12 protein-coding genes are annotated in these 15,691 nt (G+C 66.3%); 8 read left to right on the forward strand and 4 right to left on the reverse strand.

Going from position 1 to position 15,691, the window contains the following annotated elements:
- Nucleotides 1–7 precede the first annotated feature (7 nt).
- Nucleotides 8–985 carry a DUF1852 domain-containing protein gene (locus C9412_RS04870; RefSeq protein WP_107230581.1) on the forward strand — a complete coding sequence of 326 codons (978 nt, stop codon included), beginning with the start codon at nucleotides 8–10 and terminating at the stop codon, nucleotides 983–985.
- 39 nt (nucleotides 986–1,024) lie between these two features.
- Nucleotides 1,025–2,065, forward strand: coding sequence for a methionine synthase (locus C9412_RS04875; protein WP_107230582.1), 1,041 nt, complete (start codon nucleotides 1,025–1,027; stop codon nucleotides 2,063–2,065).
- 21 nt (nucleotides 2,066–2,086) lie between these two features.
- Here the strand turns inward: C9412_RS04875 and C9412_RS04880 are convergent, their stop codons facing one another.
- Together C9412_RS04880 and C9412_RS04885 are read right to left on the reverse strand one after the other, a co-directional pair.
- The gene (locus C9412_RS04880) at nucleotides 2,087–3,274 is read right to left on the reverse strand and encodes a serine hydrolase domain-containing protein (protein WP_107230583.1); all 1,188 of its coding nucleotides are present in this window, start codon (nucleotides 3,272–3,274) and stop codon (nucleotides 2,087–2,089) included.
- A gap of 102 nt (nucleotides 3,275–3,376) precedes the next feature.
- Nucleotides 3,377–3,844: a MarR family winged helix-turn-helix transcriptional regulator gene (locus C9412_RS04885; protein WP_181358666.1), complete on the reverse strand. Its 468-nt coding sequence runs from the start codon at nucleotides 3,842–3,844 to the stop codon at nucleotides 3,377–3,379.
- Between the two features lie 144 nt (nucleotides 3,845–3,988).
- Between C9412_RS04885 and C9412_RS04890 the strand changes: the two genes are divergently transcribed.
- Nucleotides 3,989–4,861: a haloalkane dehalogenase gene (locus tag C9412_RS04890; RefSeq protein WP_107230585.1), complete on the forward strand. Its 873-nt coding sequence runs from the start codon at nucleotides 3,989–3,991 to the stop codon at nucleotides 4,859–4,861.
- Between the two features lie 213 nt (nucleotides 4,862–5,074).
- On the opposite strand, the gene C9412_RS04895 is transcribed toward C9412_RS04890, so the two are convergent.
- Nucleotides 5,075–6,079: a PHB depolymerase family esterase gene (locus C9412_RS04895; protein ID WP_107230877.1), complete on the reverse strand. Its 1,005-nt coding sequence runs from the start codon at nucleotides 6,077–6,079 to the stop codon at nucleotides 5,075–5,077.
- A gap of 199 nt (nucleotides 6,080–6,278) precedes the next feature.
- On the opposite strand from C9412_RS04895, the gene C9412_RS04900 reads away from it, so the two are divergent.
- The 4 genes from C9412_RS04900 to C9412_RS04915 are packed head-to-tail and all read left to right on the forward strand — an operon-like array spanning nucleotide 6,279 to nucleotide 13,202.
- A complete protein-coding gene (locus C9412_RS04900) occupies nucleotides 6,279–8,477 on the forward strand; it encodes a TonB-dependent receptor (protein ID WP_258189997.1) in 2,199 nt (732 codons plus the stop codon).
- A gap of 11 nt (nucleotides 8,478–8,488) precedes the next feature.
- Complete coding sequence (locus C9412_RS04905; RefSeq protein ID WP_107230586.1) at nucleotides 8,489–9,367, forward strand: alpha/beta hydrolase; 879 nt, start codon at nucleotides 8,489–8,491, stop codon at nucleotides 9,365–9,367.
- Nucleotides 9,364–9,837, forward strand: coding sequence for a MaoC/PaaZ C-terminal domain-containing protein (locus tag C9412_RS04910; protein WP_107230587.1), 474 nt, complete (start codon nucleotides 9,364–9,366; stop codon nucleotides 9,835–9,837). The genes C9412_RS04905 and C9412_RS04910 overlap by 4 nt, the downstream gene beginning before the upstream one ends.
- A 35-nt stretch (nucleotides 9,838–9,872) precedes the next feature.
- Complete coding sequence (locus C9412_RS04915) at nucleotides 9,873–13,202, forward strand: PAS-domain containing protein (protein ID WP_107230588.1); 3,330 nt, start codon at nucleotides 9,873–9,875, stop codon at nucleotides 13,200–13,202.
- Nucleotides 13,203–13,205: 3 nt separating this feature from the next.
- Here C9412_RS04915 and C9412_RS04920 read toward each other — a convergent pair whose 3' ends face one another.
- The gene (locus C9412_RS04920) at nucleotides 13,206–13,880 is read right to left on the reverse strand and encodes a response regulator transcription factor (RefSeq protein WP_107230589.1); all 675 of its coding nucleotides are present in this window, start codon (nucleotides 13,878–13,880) and stop codon (nucleotides 13,206–13,208) included.
- 130 nt (nucleotides 13,881–14,010) lie between these two features.
- On the opposite strand from C9412_RS04920, the gene C9412_RS04925 reads away from it, so the two are divergent.
- Nucleotides 14,011–15,654, forward strand: a complete 1,644-nt coding sequence (locus C9412_RS04925; protein WP_107230590.1) for a fatty acid--CoA ligase — start codon at nucleotides 14,011–14,013, stop codon at nucleotides 15,652–15,654.
- Nucleotides 15,655–15,691 lie beyond the last annotated feature (37 nt).

Here is a 15,691-nt window from a genome sequence, read left to right on the forward strand (position 1 = left end):
GCCGCCCATGACCACCGACACCTTTACCTTCCGCATCTCGCGCATTCCCTTCAACGAGGACTACCAACCCGCTGACGGCACGCGCATCACCACCAATTTCGCCAACCTGGCCCGAGGTGACGCGCGCCAGCAGAACCTGCGCAACACGCTGGGCATGATCAACAACCGCTTCAACGATCTGGCGCACTGGGACAACCCGGGCGCCGATCGCTACAGCGTGGAGCTGGACATCATCTCGGTGGAGATGCATATCGACGATGCCAGCGATGCTGACCCATTTCCGCTGATTGAGGTGCTGCGGCCGACCATCGTCGATACCCGCACCGGCGCGCGCATCGAAGGCATCGTCGGCAACAACTTCTCGTCGTATGTGCGCGACTACGACTTCAGCGTGGTGCTGCCGGCCAGCAACGAAGGCAAGGCGACGTTCGGCATTCCGGAAGGCTTCGGTGACCTGCACGGCAAGCTGTTCAAGCACTTCCTGCAGTCGGAGGCCTACCGCGCCAACTTCAGCAAGGCGCCGGTGATCTGCATCAGCGTGTCCAGCAGCCAGACCTACCATCGCACCGGCAACCACCACCCCATCCTGGGCATGGAATACCGCCAGGGCGAGTTCTCCGCCACCGACCAGTACTTCGACAAGATGGGCCTGCAGGTGCGCTACTTCATGCCGCCGGGCAGCGTCGCGCCGCTGGCGTTCTACTTCCGCGGCGATCTGCTGGGCGATTACTCCAACCTGGAGCAGATCGGCACCATCGCCACCATGGAAGCCTTCCAGAAGATCTACCGCCCGGAGATCTACAACGCCAATTCGGTGGCCGGCAAGGTCTACCAGCCCAGTCTGAAGCACCAGGACTATTCCTCCACCCGCATCGTGTACGACCGCGAAGAGCGCAGCCAGCTGGCGGTCAAGCAGGGCCGTTTCACCGAAGAACACTTCATCAAGCCCTACCGCGCCGTGCTTGAGCAGTGGGCTGCCCGCTGATCCATCGCTTTTCATTCGCCCCCTAGGAAACACGCCGCAATGCCGACGAAGATACTGCTCCCCACCTCCACCGCGGGCAGCCTGCCCAAGCCCTCCTGGCTGGCCGAGCCGGAAACGTTGTGGTCACCCTGGAAGCTGCAGGATGACGGCCTGGTTGAAGGCAAGCAGGACGCCCTGCGCCTTTCGTTGCAGGAACAGCAGCACGCCGGCATCGATATCGTCAGCGATGGCGAGCAGACCCGGCAGCATTTCGTGACCACCTTCATCGAACACCTCAGCGGTGTCGACTTCCAGAAGCGGGAGACCGTGCGCATCCGCAACCGCTACGACGCCAGCGTGCCGACCGTGGTCGGCGCGGTCAGCCGCCCCAGGCCGGTGTTCGTGGAGGACGCGAGGTTCCTGCGCCGGCAGACCGCGCAGCCGATCAAGTGGGCCCTGCCCGGCCCGATGACCATGATCGACACGCTGTACGACGCCCACTACAAGAGCCGCGAGAAGCTGGCCTGGGAGTTCGCCAAGCTGCTCAACGAGGAAGCGAAGGAACTGGAGGCGGCCGGCGTGGACATCATCCAGTTCGATGAGCCCGCCTTCAACGTGTTCTTCGATGAAGTGAACGACTGGGGCGTGGCAGCGCTGGAACGGGCGGTTGAAGGGCTGAAGTGCGAGACCGCCGTGCACATCTGCTATGGCTACGGCATCAAGGCCAACACCGACTGGAAGCAGACGCTGGGTTCGGAATGGCGCCAGTACGAAGAGTCGTTCCCGAAGCTGCAGCGCTCCAGCATCGACATCATTTCGCTGGAATGCCAGAACTCGCATGTGCCGATCGACCTGATCGAGCTGGTACGCGGCAAGAAGGTGATGGTGGGCGCCATTGACGTGGCCTCGCACACGGTTGAAACGCCGGAGGACGTGGCCAATACCCTGCGCAAGGCGCTGCAGTTCGTCGATGCCGACAAGCTCTACCCGAGCACCAACTGTGGCATGGCCCCGCTGCCGCGCGCGGTGGCACGCGGCAAGCTGCGCGCACTCAGCGCGGGGGCGAAGCTGGTGCGTGAGGAGCTCTCCGCTCTGGCCTGATGCCAGGCAGCGCGTCCTCCTTCAGGGGGACGCAGCCGGGTTCGCTGCGGTTTCGCGCGCGGCGATCCTTTGCACAAGCGCATCGACGGCCGCCTCCATGGCGTGCGCGGTCTGCTCGCCACTCTGGTTGGTGATGACGAAGATGCCCAGGTCGTGCTTCGGCATGACGTAGATATAGCACTGCGAGCGGGGCACGCCGCCATGATGGGCATAGTAGATGCCCTTCAGCTGATCGCCGGCAACGATGTTCCAGAAGTAGCCGATGCTGAATTCGTCGTCGAACCGGGCCAAGGTGCGGTGCGACTCCTTCACCACCGGCCCGTTGGCCAGTTGGAACTGCAGGTACTTCACCATGTCGGGGACGGTGGCCTTCACATTGCCGGACGCACCCCATGGCAACTCCGGCATGGGCGTGGTCGGCACCGGATTGTCGCTGTGGTAGCCGACCGCCAGTCGCGATGCGTCGGCGCCACTGAGGGTGATCGTGACGCCGGTCATTCCAGCCGCGTCGCTGAAGAACGCACGTTGCAGCGCCTCATAGTCACGCCCATAGACCCGTTCCAGGATATGCGCGGTCAGCTGGGTTCCGGCACTGGAGTACGCGTACTCGTTGCCCTGCATCCGGGGGATCCGCACCGCGTGCAGATCGTTGAGGAAATCCGCCTTGCCGTAGCCGGCGTAGAGGGTGTTGAGTTCAGCCGGTGTGCGGTGATCGGTGAAGCCGGCCAGTATGGTGTTCGCGCGCTCCGGCAGCATGTTCGGCAGGCCACTGGTGTGCGACAGCAGGTGGCGGATGCGGATCGGCGCGCCCTGGTACTGCAGGTTCGGATAGTCGCCCTGCAGGTAGGTGCGAACGTCGTCATCCAGCCCCAGCTTGCCTTCCAGCACCGCATTGGCCACCAGCGTGCCGGCCAGGGTCTTGCTCAACGAGCCGATCTCATAGAGGGTGGCATCGGTCGGCGCACCGGGTTTTCCGGACTGCATGTCGCCACGATGACGGATGAACGTCTGGCCACGGTGGACCACGCCGATCGAGGCCGAGTGCAGCAACGGCTGCTCAATCAGGGTCTGGGCCACCTCGTCGATATCCAACCCCAGATCCTTGGCCGGCACTGTTGTATCGGCGCAGCCGGCGGCCAGCAGCGCGGTGGACAGGACGAAGGCGCAAAGCCAGCGCCGGGTTCGGACCGTGTTCGGTGTGGCGTCCATGCGTGCGCACTTGGGAAGGCGTGGGAACGGGCGCTCACGATAGCCGAGGGCCCAGCGCCACAGGAGGTGCCATCAGGCACCCCACCGGGGGCGCCGCAGGAATCACTCCTGTGCGTGCTGGTCGGTGCGTAGCAGCACTTCCTGCAGAAGCTTGTGCGCGTTCGCGATCCGGGCCGGGCTCAAGCCCTCGGAGACCTCGTTCGCCCACGGCGCCTGGGCCCGCATGCAGTTGTCCAGCGCCCGTTGCCCTTCCGGCGTCATCACCACCAGCTTCGCAGTGCGGTGGCCCGGGTTGTCCTGAAGCTTCAGGTAGCCGTCTGCGACCAGCTCGCCGACGATTCGATTCACCCCTTGCCGGGTCAGCCCCATCGTCCTGGCATGGCCTGCCACGGTGGTGACGGATGGGCTCATGGCCACTGCGCCAAGGATCTGCCAGCGGGCGCTGGTCAGGCCAAACGGCGCAGCGATGCGGTCGCCCGCCGAGACCAGGCGGCCGTTGAGGCGGAGCACCGTGAAGATCAGGCCACAGAGCTCAAGGCCGGCGCTGGTTTTTGGGTCGCTTTGTTGCATGCATGACGCCTTTTGTAAGTTGACAACATGTTTCCCGAATGACAACATGTTGTCATTCTAGACTACGAACCCCGACGGGACCGTCCCGTGGCGATTCTATCCCCCGCAGCGCACCCCGTACGCGACCCTCCCCAGGAGAAGCACATGCACCCCTTCCACAAGAAGACAGTCAACGCCAACGGGCGCAGCATGGCCTATATCGAGGCAGGCACCGGTGATCCGATCGTGCTGCTGCATGGAAATCCCACCTCATCCTACCTGTGGCGCAACATCATTCCCTATCTGCAGAGCATCGGCCGGGTTGTTGCCCCGGATCTGATCGGCATGGGTGATTCGGACAAGCTCGGGCCGGGAGATGCCCTCTATTCCCTCAAGCAGCATCAGTTGTACCTCGACGCCTTCCTCGCCGCGCTGCACATCGACCATGCCGTAACGTTGGTAATGCACGATTGGGGTGCCCCGCTTGGGTTTGACTGGGCCCGACGCCACGGCGGTGCGACCCAGGCCCTCATCCACATGGAGGGTCTGGTTGCCGCCATCCGCTCGGAAGAGCTGCCGGACGGACCGCGGCAGTTCTTCCAGTCCGTGCGCTCCGACGAGGGCGAGCATCTGATCCTGCTGCAGAATGCCTTCCTTGAGCGCAGTCTGCTGAAGGGCACGCGCAGGAACTTCAGCGATGAGGAAGCCGCCGAGTATCGTCGCCCCTTCCTGCGCCCGGGCGAAGACCGTCGGACGATGCTTGCATGGCCACGACAGATCCCGATCGATGGCGCTCCGGCTGAAGTTGCCGACGCCTTCCTGAAGAACGAGGAGTGGCTCGGTTCCAGCCCTGTTCCCAAGCTGTGGTTGCGTGCCGACCCGGGAACCTACAGCCCACGGCTGATCGAGCGTGTACGAAGCTGGCGCAACCAGGACGAGATCGTTGTGGAAGGCGGGCACTACCCGCAGGAAGACGCTCCTGATCAGGTCGGTGAAGCCATTGCAGCCTGGCTGCTGCGAAAGCAGGCCGCGCGCTGAGTACACCGGCTTGAGATGAATGATGAGGCTGAAGCAGCGGCCGGTTTGCGGTCGCTGCTGCCGCCATCACCGCCGGTCAGGAGAACTTCCGGGCCAGCAGGCTCAGGTCCTTCCGGAGCCTAAGCACCTAACGCATGAGCTCGGTGTTGGTGATTTCCCCGGCGATGGTAGCGTTCTCGCTGGCCATGCCTGCCTGGGCGACGGCCCCTCCCCTCAGCGCTGGTAATCCTTCAGGAACAGCCAGGTGATCAACGTGGCATCGGGCCCCTTCGGGTCGGTGAACGGCAGGCCCGACTGGCTGCCACTCCAGGCGTGGCCCATGCCCTGCACCACGTAATGCTGGGCCAGCGTGCGGCCGCCGTAGCGGTAGGTATCCACGGTGTACGCGCGCCCACCCGGTACCTGGCCGTGATAGGTGCTGGTCGGCTGGTACTTCACCGAATCGTTGTCCAGGCCATCATCGGCCAGGTCGTTGGTCTGCAGGAACTGGCGCACGGCCTGCTGCCCGTTCACCGGGTTGACGGTGAGATCGGCGCTGCCATGGAACACCAGTACCGGCAGCGGCCGTGGCGAGGGCGAGCCCGAGCACTGCCAGGCCAGGCGCCCGTTGCTGTCCGGCGAATAGATGCTGCCGGCCAGGAGCGCATAGGCGCTGCCGGAAATGGTGGTGGCACCCTTGAACATGCCACCGGAATGGATGGCGCCGGCGGCGAACACATCCGAGTAGCAGGCCAGCATGATCGAGGTCATCGCACCGCCGGCCGAAATGCCGGTCACATAGACCCGATGCGGATCCACGCTGTAGTCGGCTTTTACCTTGTCGACGATGCCGGCCAGGATCGACGGCTCGCCGCTGTCGCGGGCCTGGTTGATCGGCAGCTGCCAGTTCCAGCAGCGCGCCGGGTTGGAGGTAACGTTCTGCCGTGGATAGACCACGATGAAGCCCTCGGTATCGGCCACATCGTTGAACCCCGAGGCCTCGCCCATCAGGTTCGGGCCGTTGACGCAGCCGTGCAGGACCAGCAGCAGCGGCAATGGCTGGGCGCCGTCGTAGCCGGCCGGTACCCAGACCTGATATTCGCGGACGCCGAACAGATTGCCGTACAGGGCGATGTCCCAGTGCCCGGCCGGCGCGGCAGCGAAGGCGCTGCCTGCCGTGGCCAGCCAGATGCACAGCACCAGCAACATCGCCTTGTTTGAATCGAATGCGGGTTTCATGGCCAGATCCTCCTGCATGAGTCGTGGATGACGGGGTACCGGGCAGCACGTGCGGCGGGGGGCGCGTGGCCAGTATCCGCATCCGCACGCGGCTGCCGACTGGACCTAGGTCCACTCGTGAGCGCCGGATGACACCGCTAGCCTTGGCAGCAGGGGTGGCATCGGGCCATCTGCAATGGACCTGCCTGGGGAGGATGGAATGAAACGGAATGGCTTGAGCCTGATGATCGGCATGCTGCTGGCCTCCGCGCCGGCGCTGGCGCAGGAGGCGCCGGCGACCGGACCGGCCACGGCCCGCTCTGCCACCCCGACCAACCTGGACAGCATCAAGGTGACCGCGCGCAAGCGCGAGGAAACCCTGCAGGAAGTGCCGGTGGCGGTCACCGCGTTCACCTCCGAGGCGCTGGACAGGATGAACGTGCAGGACATCAGCGACCTCGATGCGCAGGTGCCCAACCTGACCATCTACGCGGCGCGTGGCGCCAGCAGCACGGTCACTGCCTATATCCGCGGCATCGGCCAGTCCGACCCCACCTGGGGCGCAGACCCTGGCGTGGGCATCTACCTGGATGATGTCTACATCGCGCGGCCGCAAGGCGCCTTGCTGGATGTGTTCGATGTGTCGCGCATCGAAGTGCTGCGCGGGCCACAGGGCACGCTGTACGGCAAGAACACCATTGGCGGTGCGATCAAGTACATTTCGCGCGGCCTGCCCACGCAGACCGAGGGTTTTGCCCAGGTCACGGTGGGCAACTACAGCCAGCTGGACGCCAAGGCGGCCATCGGTGGCCCCATCGGCGGCACCGACAGCGGCCTGCGTGCCCGCGTGGCGGTGGCCAGCATGAACCACGATGGCTTCGGCGAGAACACCTTCACTGGCCAGCCAGTCAGCGACAAGCAGATCAACGCGGCGCGCCTGAACCTGGGCGCCTACGCCGGCGATGACTTCGACGTGCAGTTCGCACTGGACTGGATCGACGACCAGTCCGGCATGCGTGGTTCGAAGATGCTGGCGCCCAACCCGTTCCTGCGCGCCTACCCGCCGATGGACAGCCGTTACGACATCCGTTCGGGCATGCGCAACCTCAACGATGTGGAAACCAAGGGCGCGTCGGCCACGGTGAACTGGCGGCCCAATGAAGACGTTGCGGTGAAGTACGTGGTGGCCAAGCGCGAATCGGACAGCGCGGCCAACATCGATTTCGACACCACGCCGGTGAAGCTGGCCGACGTCAGTGGCACCTACAACGACAACCAGGTCAGCAACGAAGTGCAGCTGAATTACGATGCCGGTGGTCGCGTGCGTGGCGTGGTCGGCGTCTACCAGTTCAGCGGCGAGGCCGGTGGACAGATCCAGAACAACTACTTCAGCGCGCAGTTCGCCGACAACCAGGGCAAGGTGCTGACCGACAGCATCGCGCTGTACGCGGACTGGACCTTCGACCTGACCAGCGCGCTGAAGCTTGACCTGGGCGCGCGCTACACCGACGAGGACAAGCGCGCGATCGTGCTCAACCGCCTCTACGCCGACCCGGGCTTCAGCCGGCCGGTGGCGGTGACCGCAGACTTCGACAAGAAGACCAACTTCAAGAATGTCTCGCCCAAGGTCTCGCTGGATTACCAGATCACCCCGGACATCATGGTCTACGGGCTGGCCACGCGCGGCTTCAAGTCCGGCGGCTACAACATCCGCGCCAATGCTGTGGCGGTGCCGCGCTCGGCCGAACCGTTCGATGACGAGACCGTGGACAGCTATGAGGTGGGCAGCAAGATGGCCTTCCTCGACCAGCGCCTGTTCCTGAACCTGTCGGCCTTCTACAACAAGTACAAGGATATCCAGCTGTCGGTGTTCACCGGCCTGGACACCAATGGCGATGGCATCGACGATTCGTTCTTTGGCGACTTCACCAATGCCGGCGCCGGCACCGTCAAGGGCCTGGAACTGGAGTACCAGTACCTGCCGAGCCGGCACTGGCTGATCTCGGGCAATCTGGCCTGGCTGGACACCCGGTACGATGAGTACATGGACCGCGGCGTCAATGTGGCCGACCAGATGAAGTTCACCAATGCTCCGGATTTTTCCGGCGCGTTGAACGTGGAGTACCGCACCGACCTGGCCAACGGCGGCAATCTCTCGGCGCGGGTGAGCTACAGCTACCAGAGCGAGGTATGGCCGACCACCGATCTGAGCCCGGTGATCCGCCAGGACGGTTACGGGCTGGTCAATGCCGGTGTGATCTGGCGCCTGGACGATGCCTGGACCTTCTCGTTGCAGGGCAGCAACCTGGCCGACAAATCCTATCGCACCACCGGTTACAACATCCCGGCGGTCGGCACCCTGATTGGCTTCTACGGACCGCCGCGCCAATATAGCCTGAGCGTCCGCTACGATTTCTAGGAAACCTCTGCATGATGCAGTCCTGTGTAGATCTGTACTGGAACAGCAACGATGGCCTGCGCCTGCATGCGCGCGACCATGCCCCAGCCGCCGGGCAAGTGCCGCGCGGCACGGTGGTCTGCATCCCGGGCCTGACCCGCAACGGTGCCGACTTCGATGCGCTGGCCGATTCACTCACTGCGGCAGGCTGGCGGGTGATCGCCGTTGACCTGCGCGGGCGCGCCGGCTCGGAGCGTGCGAAGGACCCGGCCAGCTACAACCCGCGCACGTATGCCGATGACATGGTGGCGCTGCTGCGTTCGCAGAACATCGGCAAGGCGGTGTTTGTCGGCACCTCGCTGGGCGTGCTGGTCACCATCACCCTGGCCTCGCGTGCACCCGAGCTGGTCGCCGCAGCGGTGCTCAATGATGCCGGCCCCAAGGTGCCGCGCGAGGCACTGGCGCGGATCGGCAAATATGCCGGCAAGCCGGTGCCGCCGATGGATCTGCCGCAGGCCACCGCCTACGTCGAATCGATCGGCAAAGCGGCGTTCCCGCGTTTTGGGCCGGACGACTGGCGTGCGATGGCGGTGCGCACGTTCCGGCCGCGCGGCGATGGATTGCTGGAGCTGGACTACGACCCGGCGGTGATCCGCACCACCCGGCCGTGGCTGCTGTGGCTGCTGCGCCCGGTGCTGTGGCGGGCGGTGCGCGGCCTGACCGCGCGGGTGCCGGTACTGGTGGTACGCGGCGCACTGTCGGACATTCTGCCGGCCGATGTTGCCCGGCAGATGGCCAGCAGCTCGGACACCGCACGGCTGGTGGAAGTGCCCGACGTAGGCCACGCGCCGATGTTGAACGAGCCCGAAGCGCGTGAGGCGATCCTGGCCCTGCTGGACCGGGTGCGATGAGCGACGGCGCGCTGCCCGCCGCGCTTGCGCCCCTGCAGCAGTGGGCCGCACGCGAGCGCCTGGGACGCGCCACGCAGCTGGCGCAGTCACGCATTGATGCCTTCGCCGATGCAACCGGCGACCACAACTGGATCCATGTCGACCCGGCGCGGGCGCGCGGCCACCTGCCCGGCGGCCAGACCATCGCGCACGGCTTCCTGCTGCTGTCGCTGACGGTGGAGGATGACGTGGCGGCCCTGGCCGGCTTCCCCGGCATTGCACATGTGCTGAATTACGGTTTGAACAAGGTGCGCTTCCTGGCACCGGTCGCCAGCGGGGCCGAAGTGCAGGTGCGCTCGCGGTTGCTGTCGCTGCAACCGCGCCAGCCCGGGCAATGGCTGCTGACCCAGCACAAGGTGGTCGAGCGGGTTGCCGATGGCGCGCTGGCAGTGGTGGCTGAGCAGCTGTCACTGATCGTGCTGGCCGACTAGCGCCGCCCGGTCCGGGTTCTCTCTACACTGGAGCGATGTTGACGCCCTCTGTCGTCCTGTTCGCCTGCATTGCGTGGACCGTACTGCTGTTCGGCGTGGCGCTGTGGGGTGAGCGCCGCGGGCATCGGCTGGCCCGGGTCTGGCCGGTGATCTATGCGCTGTCGCTGGCCGTGCACTGCACGGCGTGGACCTATTACGGGGCGGCCTCGCAGGGCGTGCAGTGGGGCGTCCCGATTCCGCCGACACTGGTCGGCATGGCGCTGATCTTTGCCTTCGGCCTGCCCTTCCTGGCGCGCCTGGGTCGGCTGGCCAGGCAGCACAACAGCGCCACCATCGCCGACCTGGTGGTGGCACGCCTGCGCGCCGATCAGGGGCTGGGCATCACCATCACCCTGGTGGCGCTGTTGGGCATCATTCCCTACATCGCGCTGCAGCTGAAAGCGGTCAGCCAGGGCCTGGGCGCGCTGCTGGGCGATCGCTTCGCTCCGGTGGGTTGGCAGTTGGACATGTCCTTCTGGTTCGCGCTGACGATGGCTGCGTTCACCCTGCTGTTCGGGGCGCGTAAGGCGTCGGCCACCGAGCACAACCATGGCATCGTGGTGGCGCTGGGGCTGGAATCGATCCTGAAGCTGGTGGCGTTGCTGGCCATCGGCCTGTACGCCGCGCATTCGGTGCAGCAGGCCGGAACGCCGCTGCTGCAGAAGATGGCGCAGCTGCCCGCGCCGGCCGTGGTGCCGGACTACCTCACCATGGTCGCACTCGGTGCGATCTCTGCCTTCACCCTGCCCCACCAGTTCCACGTGGGCGTGGTGGAGCTGCGCCAGCCGTCGGACCTGAAGACGGCGCGCTGGATGTTCCCGGTCTACCTGCTGCTGATCGGCCTGCCGTCGGTGCCGATGGCGCTGGCCGGCAGCGCGGCGTTGCCGGCGTCGGTAACGCCGGATCTGTATGTGCTGGCCCTGCCGCAGGCCGGCGGCCACCACCTGCTGGCCCTGCTGGCCTATCTGGGCAGCCTGAGCGCGGCCACCGGCATGATGATCCTGTCGGGCCTGACGCTGTCGATCATGCTCGGCAACCACGGCTTCGGTTCGCGCCTGCTGGGCGGGATCGAACACGGTGTGGCCAGCGCCGACCTGCGGCCGCGCGTGCTGGCGTTCCGCCGCGCCGGCATTGTTGCCGTGTTCCTGATGGCGTGGCTGTACAGCCGCGCGATGAGCGGCACCGAAGCGCTCAGCGACTTCGGCCTGATGTCGTTCACCGCGCTCTCGCAGCTGGCACCGGCCGTGCTGCTGGCGGTCTATCGCCCGCGCACGCCCTCCCCGGCGATCATCGCCGGCATTCTGCTGGGCTCGCTGGCCTGGCTGTGGCTGGTGCTGCTGCCGATGGTGATCCCCACCGCGTCGTCGCCGGCCGACACCGACGCGCTGCACTGGCTGAGCGTGGTCTCGCTGCGCCTGCAGCCGGGGCATATCGCGCTCAGCATGGGGGCCAGCCTGGCGGTCAATCTGCTGACCGTGGTGCTGGTGGCACGCGCGGTGCGGCCGGCACTGCCGCCGCGCCAGGACGCGGTGGCGGCGGCCTCGCTGCGCAGGACCGCAGGTCGCTTCCTGGGGCAGGAACGTGCGCGCCAGTTGATGGGAGGGCACGCCGGACAGCTGCTGGATGACGATCGGGTCACGGCCATCGAGCGCGAGCTGACGGCGGTGGTCGGCGCCGGCATGGCTCGGTTGCTGGTTGAAGCGGCGCGCGACGGCGGTGCCGCCCCGCTGGATGCGGTCACCCGCGCGGTGGGTGAAGCCACCCAGGTGCTGCGCTTCAACCAGCGCCTGCTTGAGGCGGCGCTGGAGAACATGAGCCAGGGCATCAGCGTGGTCGATGCGCAGTTGCAGCTGGTGGCCTGGAACAGCCGCTATGCCGCGCTGTTCAAGTTCCCGCAGGAGCTGTTGCAGGTGGGGCAGCCGGTGGTGAACCTGACCGCGTGGGCGCTGGGGCAACTGGACATCGGCAACACGGCCGGTGATTCGCCTGCCAGGGCATTGCAGCGTCGCGTGGCACACATGCGGCGGGGCACGCCGCACCTGTCCGAGCGCGTGTTCCCGGATGACACCATTGTGGAGATCCGCGGCAATCCGATGCCGGGCGGCGGCTACGTCGCCACGTTCACCGATGTCACCGCCTTCCGCCGTGCCGAAGATGCGCTCAAGCGCAGCAACGAAACCCTCGAGCGTCGCGTGCAGGAGCGCACCGCGCAGTTGCAGCATGCCGTGCAGGAGGCCGAGCGCGCCAATGTGGCCAAGACCCGCTTCCTCACCGCCGTCGGTCACGACCTGATCCAGCCGCTGCATGCGGCGCAGTTGCTGACCGATGCCATGTCGCAGCACATCGAATCGGAGTTCCTGGGCAGCTTCCTGCGCCAGATCCGCAGCGCGCTGGATTCCACCGATGACCTGCTGTCGGGTCTGCTGGACATCTCGCGCCTGCAGGCGGGCGGACTGGTCGCCGATCCGCGACCGTTCGCGCTGTCGAGCGTACTGGACCCCTTGGCCCAGGAATTTGCCGTGCTTGCCGCGGCCCGCGGGCTGCATTTCGGCTACGTGCGGACCGGCGCCTGGGTCCACAGCGATCCTTTGCTGCTGCGCCGGGTGCTGCAGAATTTCCTGGCCAATGCGATCCGCTATACCCGCCACGGCGGCGTGCTGCTGGGGGTCCGCCGGCAGGGGGAGCGCTTGTCGATCGGCGTCCACGACAGTGGCGCGGGTATCGCAGCGGAGCAGCAGGCGGTCGTTTTCGAGGAGTTCCATCGGGTCGACCGCAGCAACGGCCAGGGGCTGGGCCTGGGCCTGACCATCGCCCGCGGCATCGCCGACCTGCTGGACGCACCGCTACAGCTGCGCAGCGCGCCGGGGCGCGGATCGGCCTTCTCGATCAGCGTGGCACGCGCCACGCCACCGGCCATGCCCAGCGCCGCACCGGCGGCCATCGGCAACAGCCCCCTCAAGGGCGTTCACGTGCTGATTGTCGACAACGACGATGAGGCATTGCAGGCGTTGCGGCAGCTGCTGCTGTCATGGGGGTGCGAGGTCACCGCAGCAACGGACACCACCGCCATCGGGCCCTCGGCGCAGCAGGCTGCGTTGTGGCTGTTCGACTACCACCTGGACGATGGCGATACCGGCGTGGCGCTGTGGAAGCGCCTGGCGGTACGGCACGGCCCCCGCCCCACCGTGATCCTGAGCGCCGATACCGGCAGCGCCACCCGCGAGGCGGTGCGGGCGGCGGGCCTGTCGCTGTTGAGCAAACCGTTCAAGCCCCTGGCCTTGCGCTGGGCGATCAACCATCTGCTGGCAACGGCCAGCACCGCCTGACCGTCAACGGTCCGGCGTTGCTTCGATCTGCCGGGACGGATCGGCCAACTCCATTTCGTGCAGCACGCGAATGGCCTGTGCGCGGTTGCGCACGCCCAACCGCTCCATGATACGGGTCATGTGCGCCTTGACCGTGCGCAGCTGCACACCGAGCCGATCGGCGATCTGCTTGTTGAGCAGGCCTTCGGCGACCAGGCCCAGTACCCGGTACTGATGGGCGGACAGGCTGGCCAGGCGTGCGGCCAGGTCGGCGTCCTTGCTGAAGTGCGCCACACGTGCCACCGGCTCGCGCAGCAACGGCGGAATCCAGCGCTCACCTTCCAGCACCGAGCACAGTGCGCAGTGGAGTTCGGTCAGTCCCGAGCTCTTGGGCAGATACGCGGCCGCACCGAGATCGAGGGCGCGTCGGATGACCTGCGGCTCTTCATTGGCCGAGACGATGATGACGGCCAAGCCGGGTTGCAGGGCGCGCAGGGTGGCCAGCCCGGCCAAGCCGTGGTTGCCGGGCATGTGCAGGTCGAGCAGGAGCAGATCGATCGGCTGGCGTTCGAGGATCTCCAGCACGCCATCGAGTGACGCCGCTTCGCTGATCTGCAGGTCGGCAACAGCTTCCTCCGCCGCGCGGTGCAATGCCGCGCGGAACAGCGGGTGGTCATCGGCGATGAGCAGAGTGGGCATGTCCTGGCGAGCGTAGCAAAAAGGTTGGCCGGCAGGCACTGGGACCTAGGTACGCTGGCGCGCACCGCTGGCAGGACTAGTGTGGGCTGACACACGCCGGCCGCAGGCCGGGTTCCCACAAGGAAGCGCCATGCCATCCACCGCTGATCACACTGCACATGCCTATCCCCTGCTGATCAAACAGCTGCTGCTGACGCCGCTGGCGGTGAGTCCCCAGCAGGAGATCGTGTGCGGCGACCACGTCCGCTTCGATTACCGCACGTTGCAGGAGCGCATCGGCCGGCTGGCGGGGATGCTGACCGCGCTGGGCGTGCGACAGGGCGATACCGTGGCCGTGATGGACTGGGACAGCAACCGCTATCTGGAAAGCTACTTCGCCGTGCCCATGCTCGGCGCGGTGCTGATGATGGTGAACATCCGGCTGGCTCCCGAACAGATTGCCTATACGCTCAACCACAGCGGCGCACGGGTGCTGCTGGTCCATCGCGAGTTCCTGCCCCTGCTGGACAGCCTCGACGGGCAGCTGCCGGACATCCGCACGCGCGTGCTGCTGCAGGATGACGAAGGCCCGTTGCCGGCCGGTTTCGCCGCCGAGTACGAGGCGGGTCTGCGCCAGGCTACGCCCGTTACGGATTTCCCGGAGTTCGACGAGAACACCCGTGCGACCACGTTCTATACGACCGGGACCACCGGCCTGCCCAAAGGGGTCTATTTCAGCCATCGGCAGCTGGTGCTGCATTCGCTGGCGGCGATGGCCGCGCTGGGCAGTGCCGCCAGTCAGGGCCGGCTGCACCGGGATGATGTCTACATGCCGATTACACCGATGTTCCATGTACACGCGTGGGGGGTGCCCTATGTGGCCACGCTGCTGGGCATCAAGCAGGTCTACCCGGGGCGCTACCTGCCGGGCACGCTGCTGGCGCTGATCGCGCGCGAAAAGGTGACCTTCTCGCACTGTGTTCCGACCATCCTGCATATGCTGCTGGAGCATCCCGCCGCAGCGGGCACCGACCTGAGCCGCTGGAAAGTGATCATCGGCGGCGCCGCGCTGCCACGTTCGCTGGCACAACGGGCGTTGGCGCGCGGCATCGACATCTTCGGCGGCTATGGCATGTCCGAGACCTGCCCGCTGCTGACCCTGGCCCAGATCGACAGCGACGCCGCTGATGGGCCGGAGGAGGCGCTGTCGCTGCGCACCAAGGCGGGCATTCCGGTGCCGCTGGTCGACCTGCGCATCGTCGATGCCGAGCTGCACGATGTTGACCACGACGGCATCGCCACCGGCGAGGTGGTGGTACGTGCGCCCTGGCTGACCCAGGGTTATCTGCACAACCCGGACGCTTCGGCCGTACTGTGGGACGGCGGCTATCTGCATACCGGAGACATCGGCAACATCGATGGCGGCGGCTACCTGCGGGTCACCGACCGCATCAAGGATGTGATCAAGACCGGCGGCGAGTGGATCTCCTCGCTCGCGCTGGAGGACATCATCGCGCTGCATCCGGCGGTGAGCGAAGTGGCTGTGATCGGCATCGCCGATACGAAATGGGGCGAACGCCCGCTGCCGCTGGTGGTCACCCACGCCGGCAGCGAGGTGACCGAGGCCGAGATCATCGAGCAGGTGGCGGCGCGCAGCCGCGCCGGCGACATCTCCCGCTACGCGATTCCCGAACGCGTGCAGTTCGTGGCCTCACTCGAGCGCACCAGCGTCGGCAAGATCAACAAGAAGAAGCTGCGCTGCCTGCACGACCCTGCGCTGGGCAGCCTCGGCTGAGGCTGGCTGCGCGCCGGCAGGTGGGGCGGACGCTGCG

The sequence above is a fragment of the Stenotrophomonas sp. Nf1 genome (assembly GCF_003028475.1).
Classification (GTDB): Bacteria; Pseudomonadota; Gammaproteobacteria; order Xanthomonadales; family Xanthomonadaceae; genus Stenotrophomonas.

Coding starts and splice junctions, on each gene's coding strand:
- C9412_RS04925 (WP_107230590.1), top strand. CDS start 14,011: ATGCCATCCACCGCTGATCACACTGCACATGCCTATCCCCTGCTGATC.
- C9412_RS04895 (WP_107230877.1), bottom strand. CDS start 6,079: ATGAAACCCGCATTCGATTCAAACAAGGCGATGTTGCTGGTGCTGTGC.
- C9412_RS04890 (WP_107230585.1), top strand. CDS start 3,989: ATGCACCCCTTCCACAAGAAGACAGTCAACGCCAACGGGCGCAGCATG.
- C9412_RS04875 (WP_107230582.1), top strand. CDS start 1,025: ATGCCGACGAAGATACTGCTCCCCACCTCCACCGCGGGCAGCCTGCCC.
- C9412_RS04910 (WP_107230587.1), top strand. CDS start 9,364: ATGAGCGACGGCGCGCTGCCCGCCGCGCTTGCGCCCCTGCAGCAGTGG.
- C9412_RS04885 (WP_181358666.1), bottom strand. CDS start 3,844: ATGCAACAAAGCGACCCAAAAACCAGCGCCGGCCTTGAGCTCTGTGGC.
- C9412_RS04905 (WP_107230586.1), top strand. CDS start 8,489: ATGATGCAGTCCTGTGTAGATCTGTACTGGAACAGCAACGATGGCCTG.
- C9412_RS04880 (WP_107230583.1), bottom strand. CDS start 3,274: ATGGACGCCACACCGAACACGGTCCGAACCCGGCGCTGGCTTTGCGCC.
- C9412_RS04870 (WP_107230581.1), top strand. CDS start 8: ATGACCACCGACACCTTTACCTTCCGCATCTCGCGCATTCCCTTCAAC.
- C9412_RS04900 (WP_258189997.1), top strand. CDS start 6,279: ATGAAACGGAATGGCTTGAGCCTGATGATCGGCATGCTGCTGGCCTCC.
- C9412_RS04920 (WP_107230589.1), bottom strand. CDS start 13,880: ATGCCCACTCTGCTCATCGCCGATGACCACCCGCTGTTCCGCGCGGCA.
- C9412_RS04915 (WP_107230588.1), top strand. CDS start 9,873: ATGTTGACGCCCTCTGTCGTCCTGTTCGCCTGCATTGCGTGGACCGTA.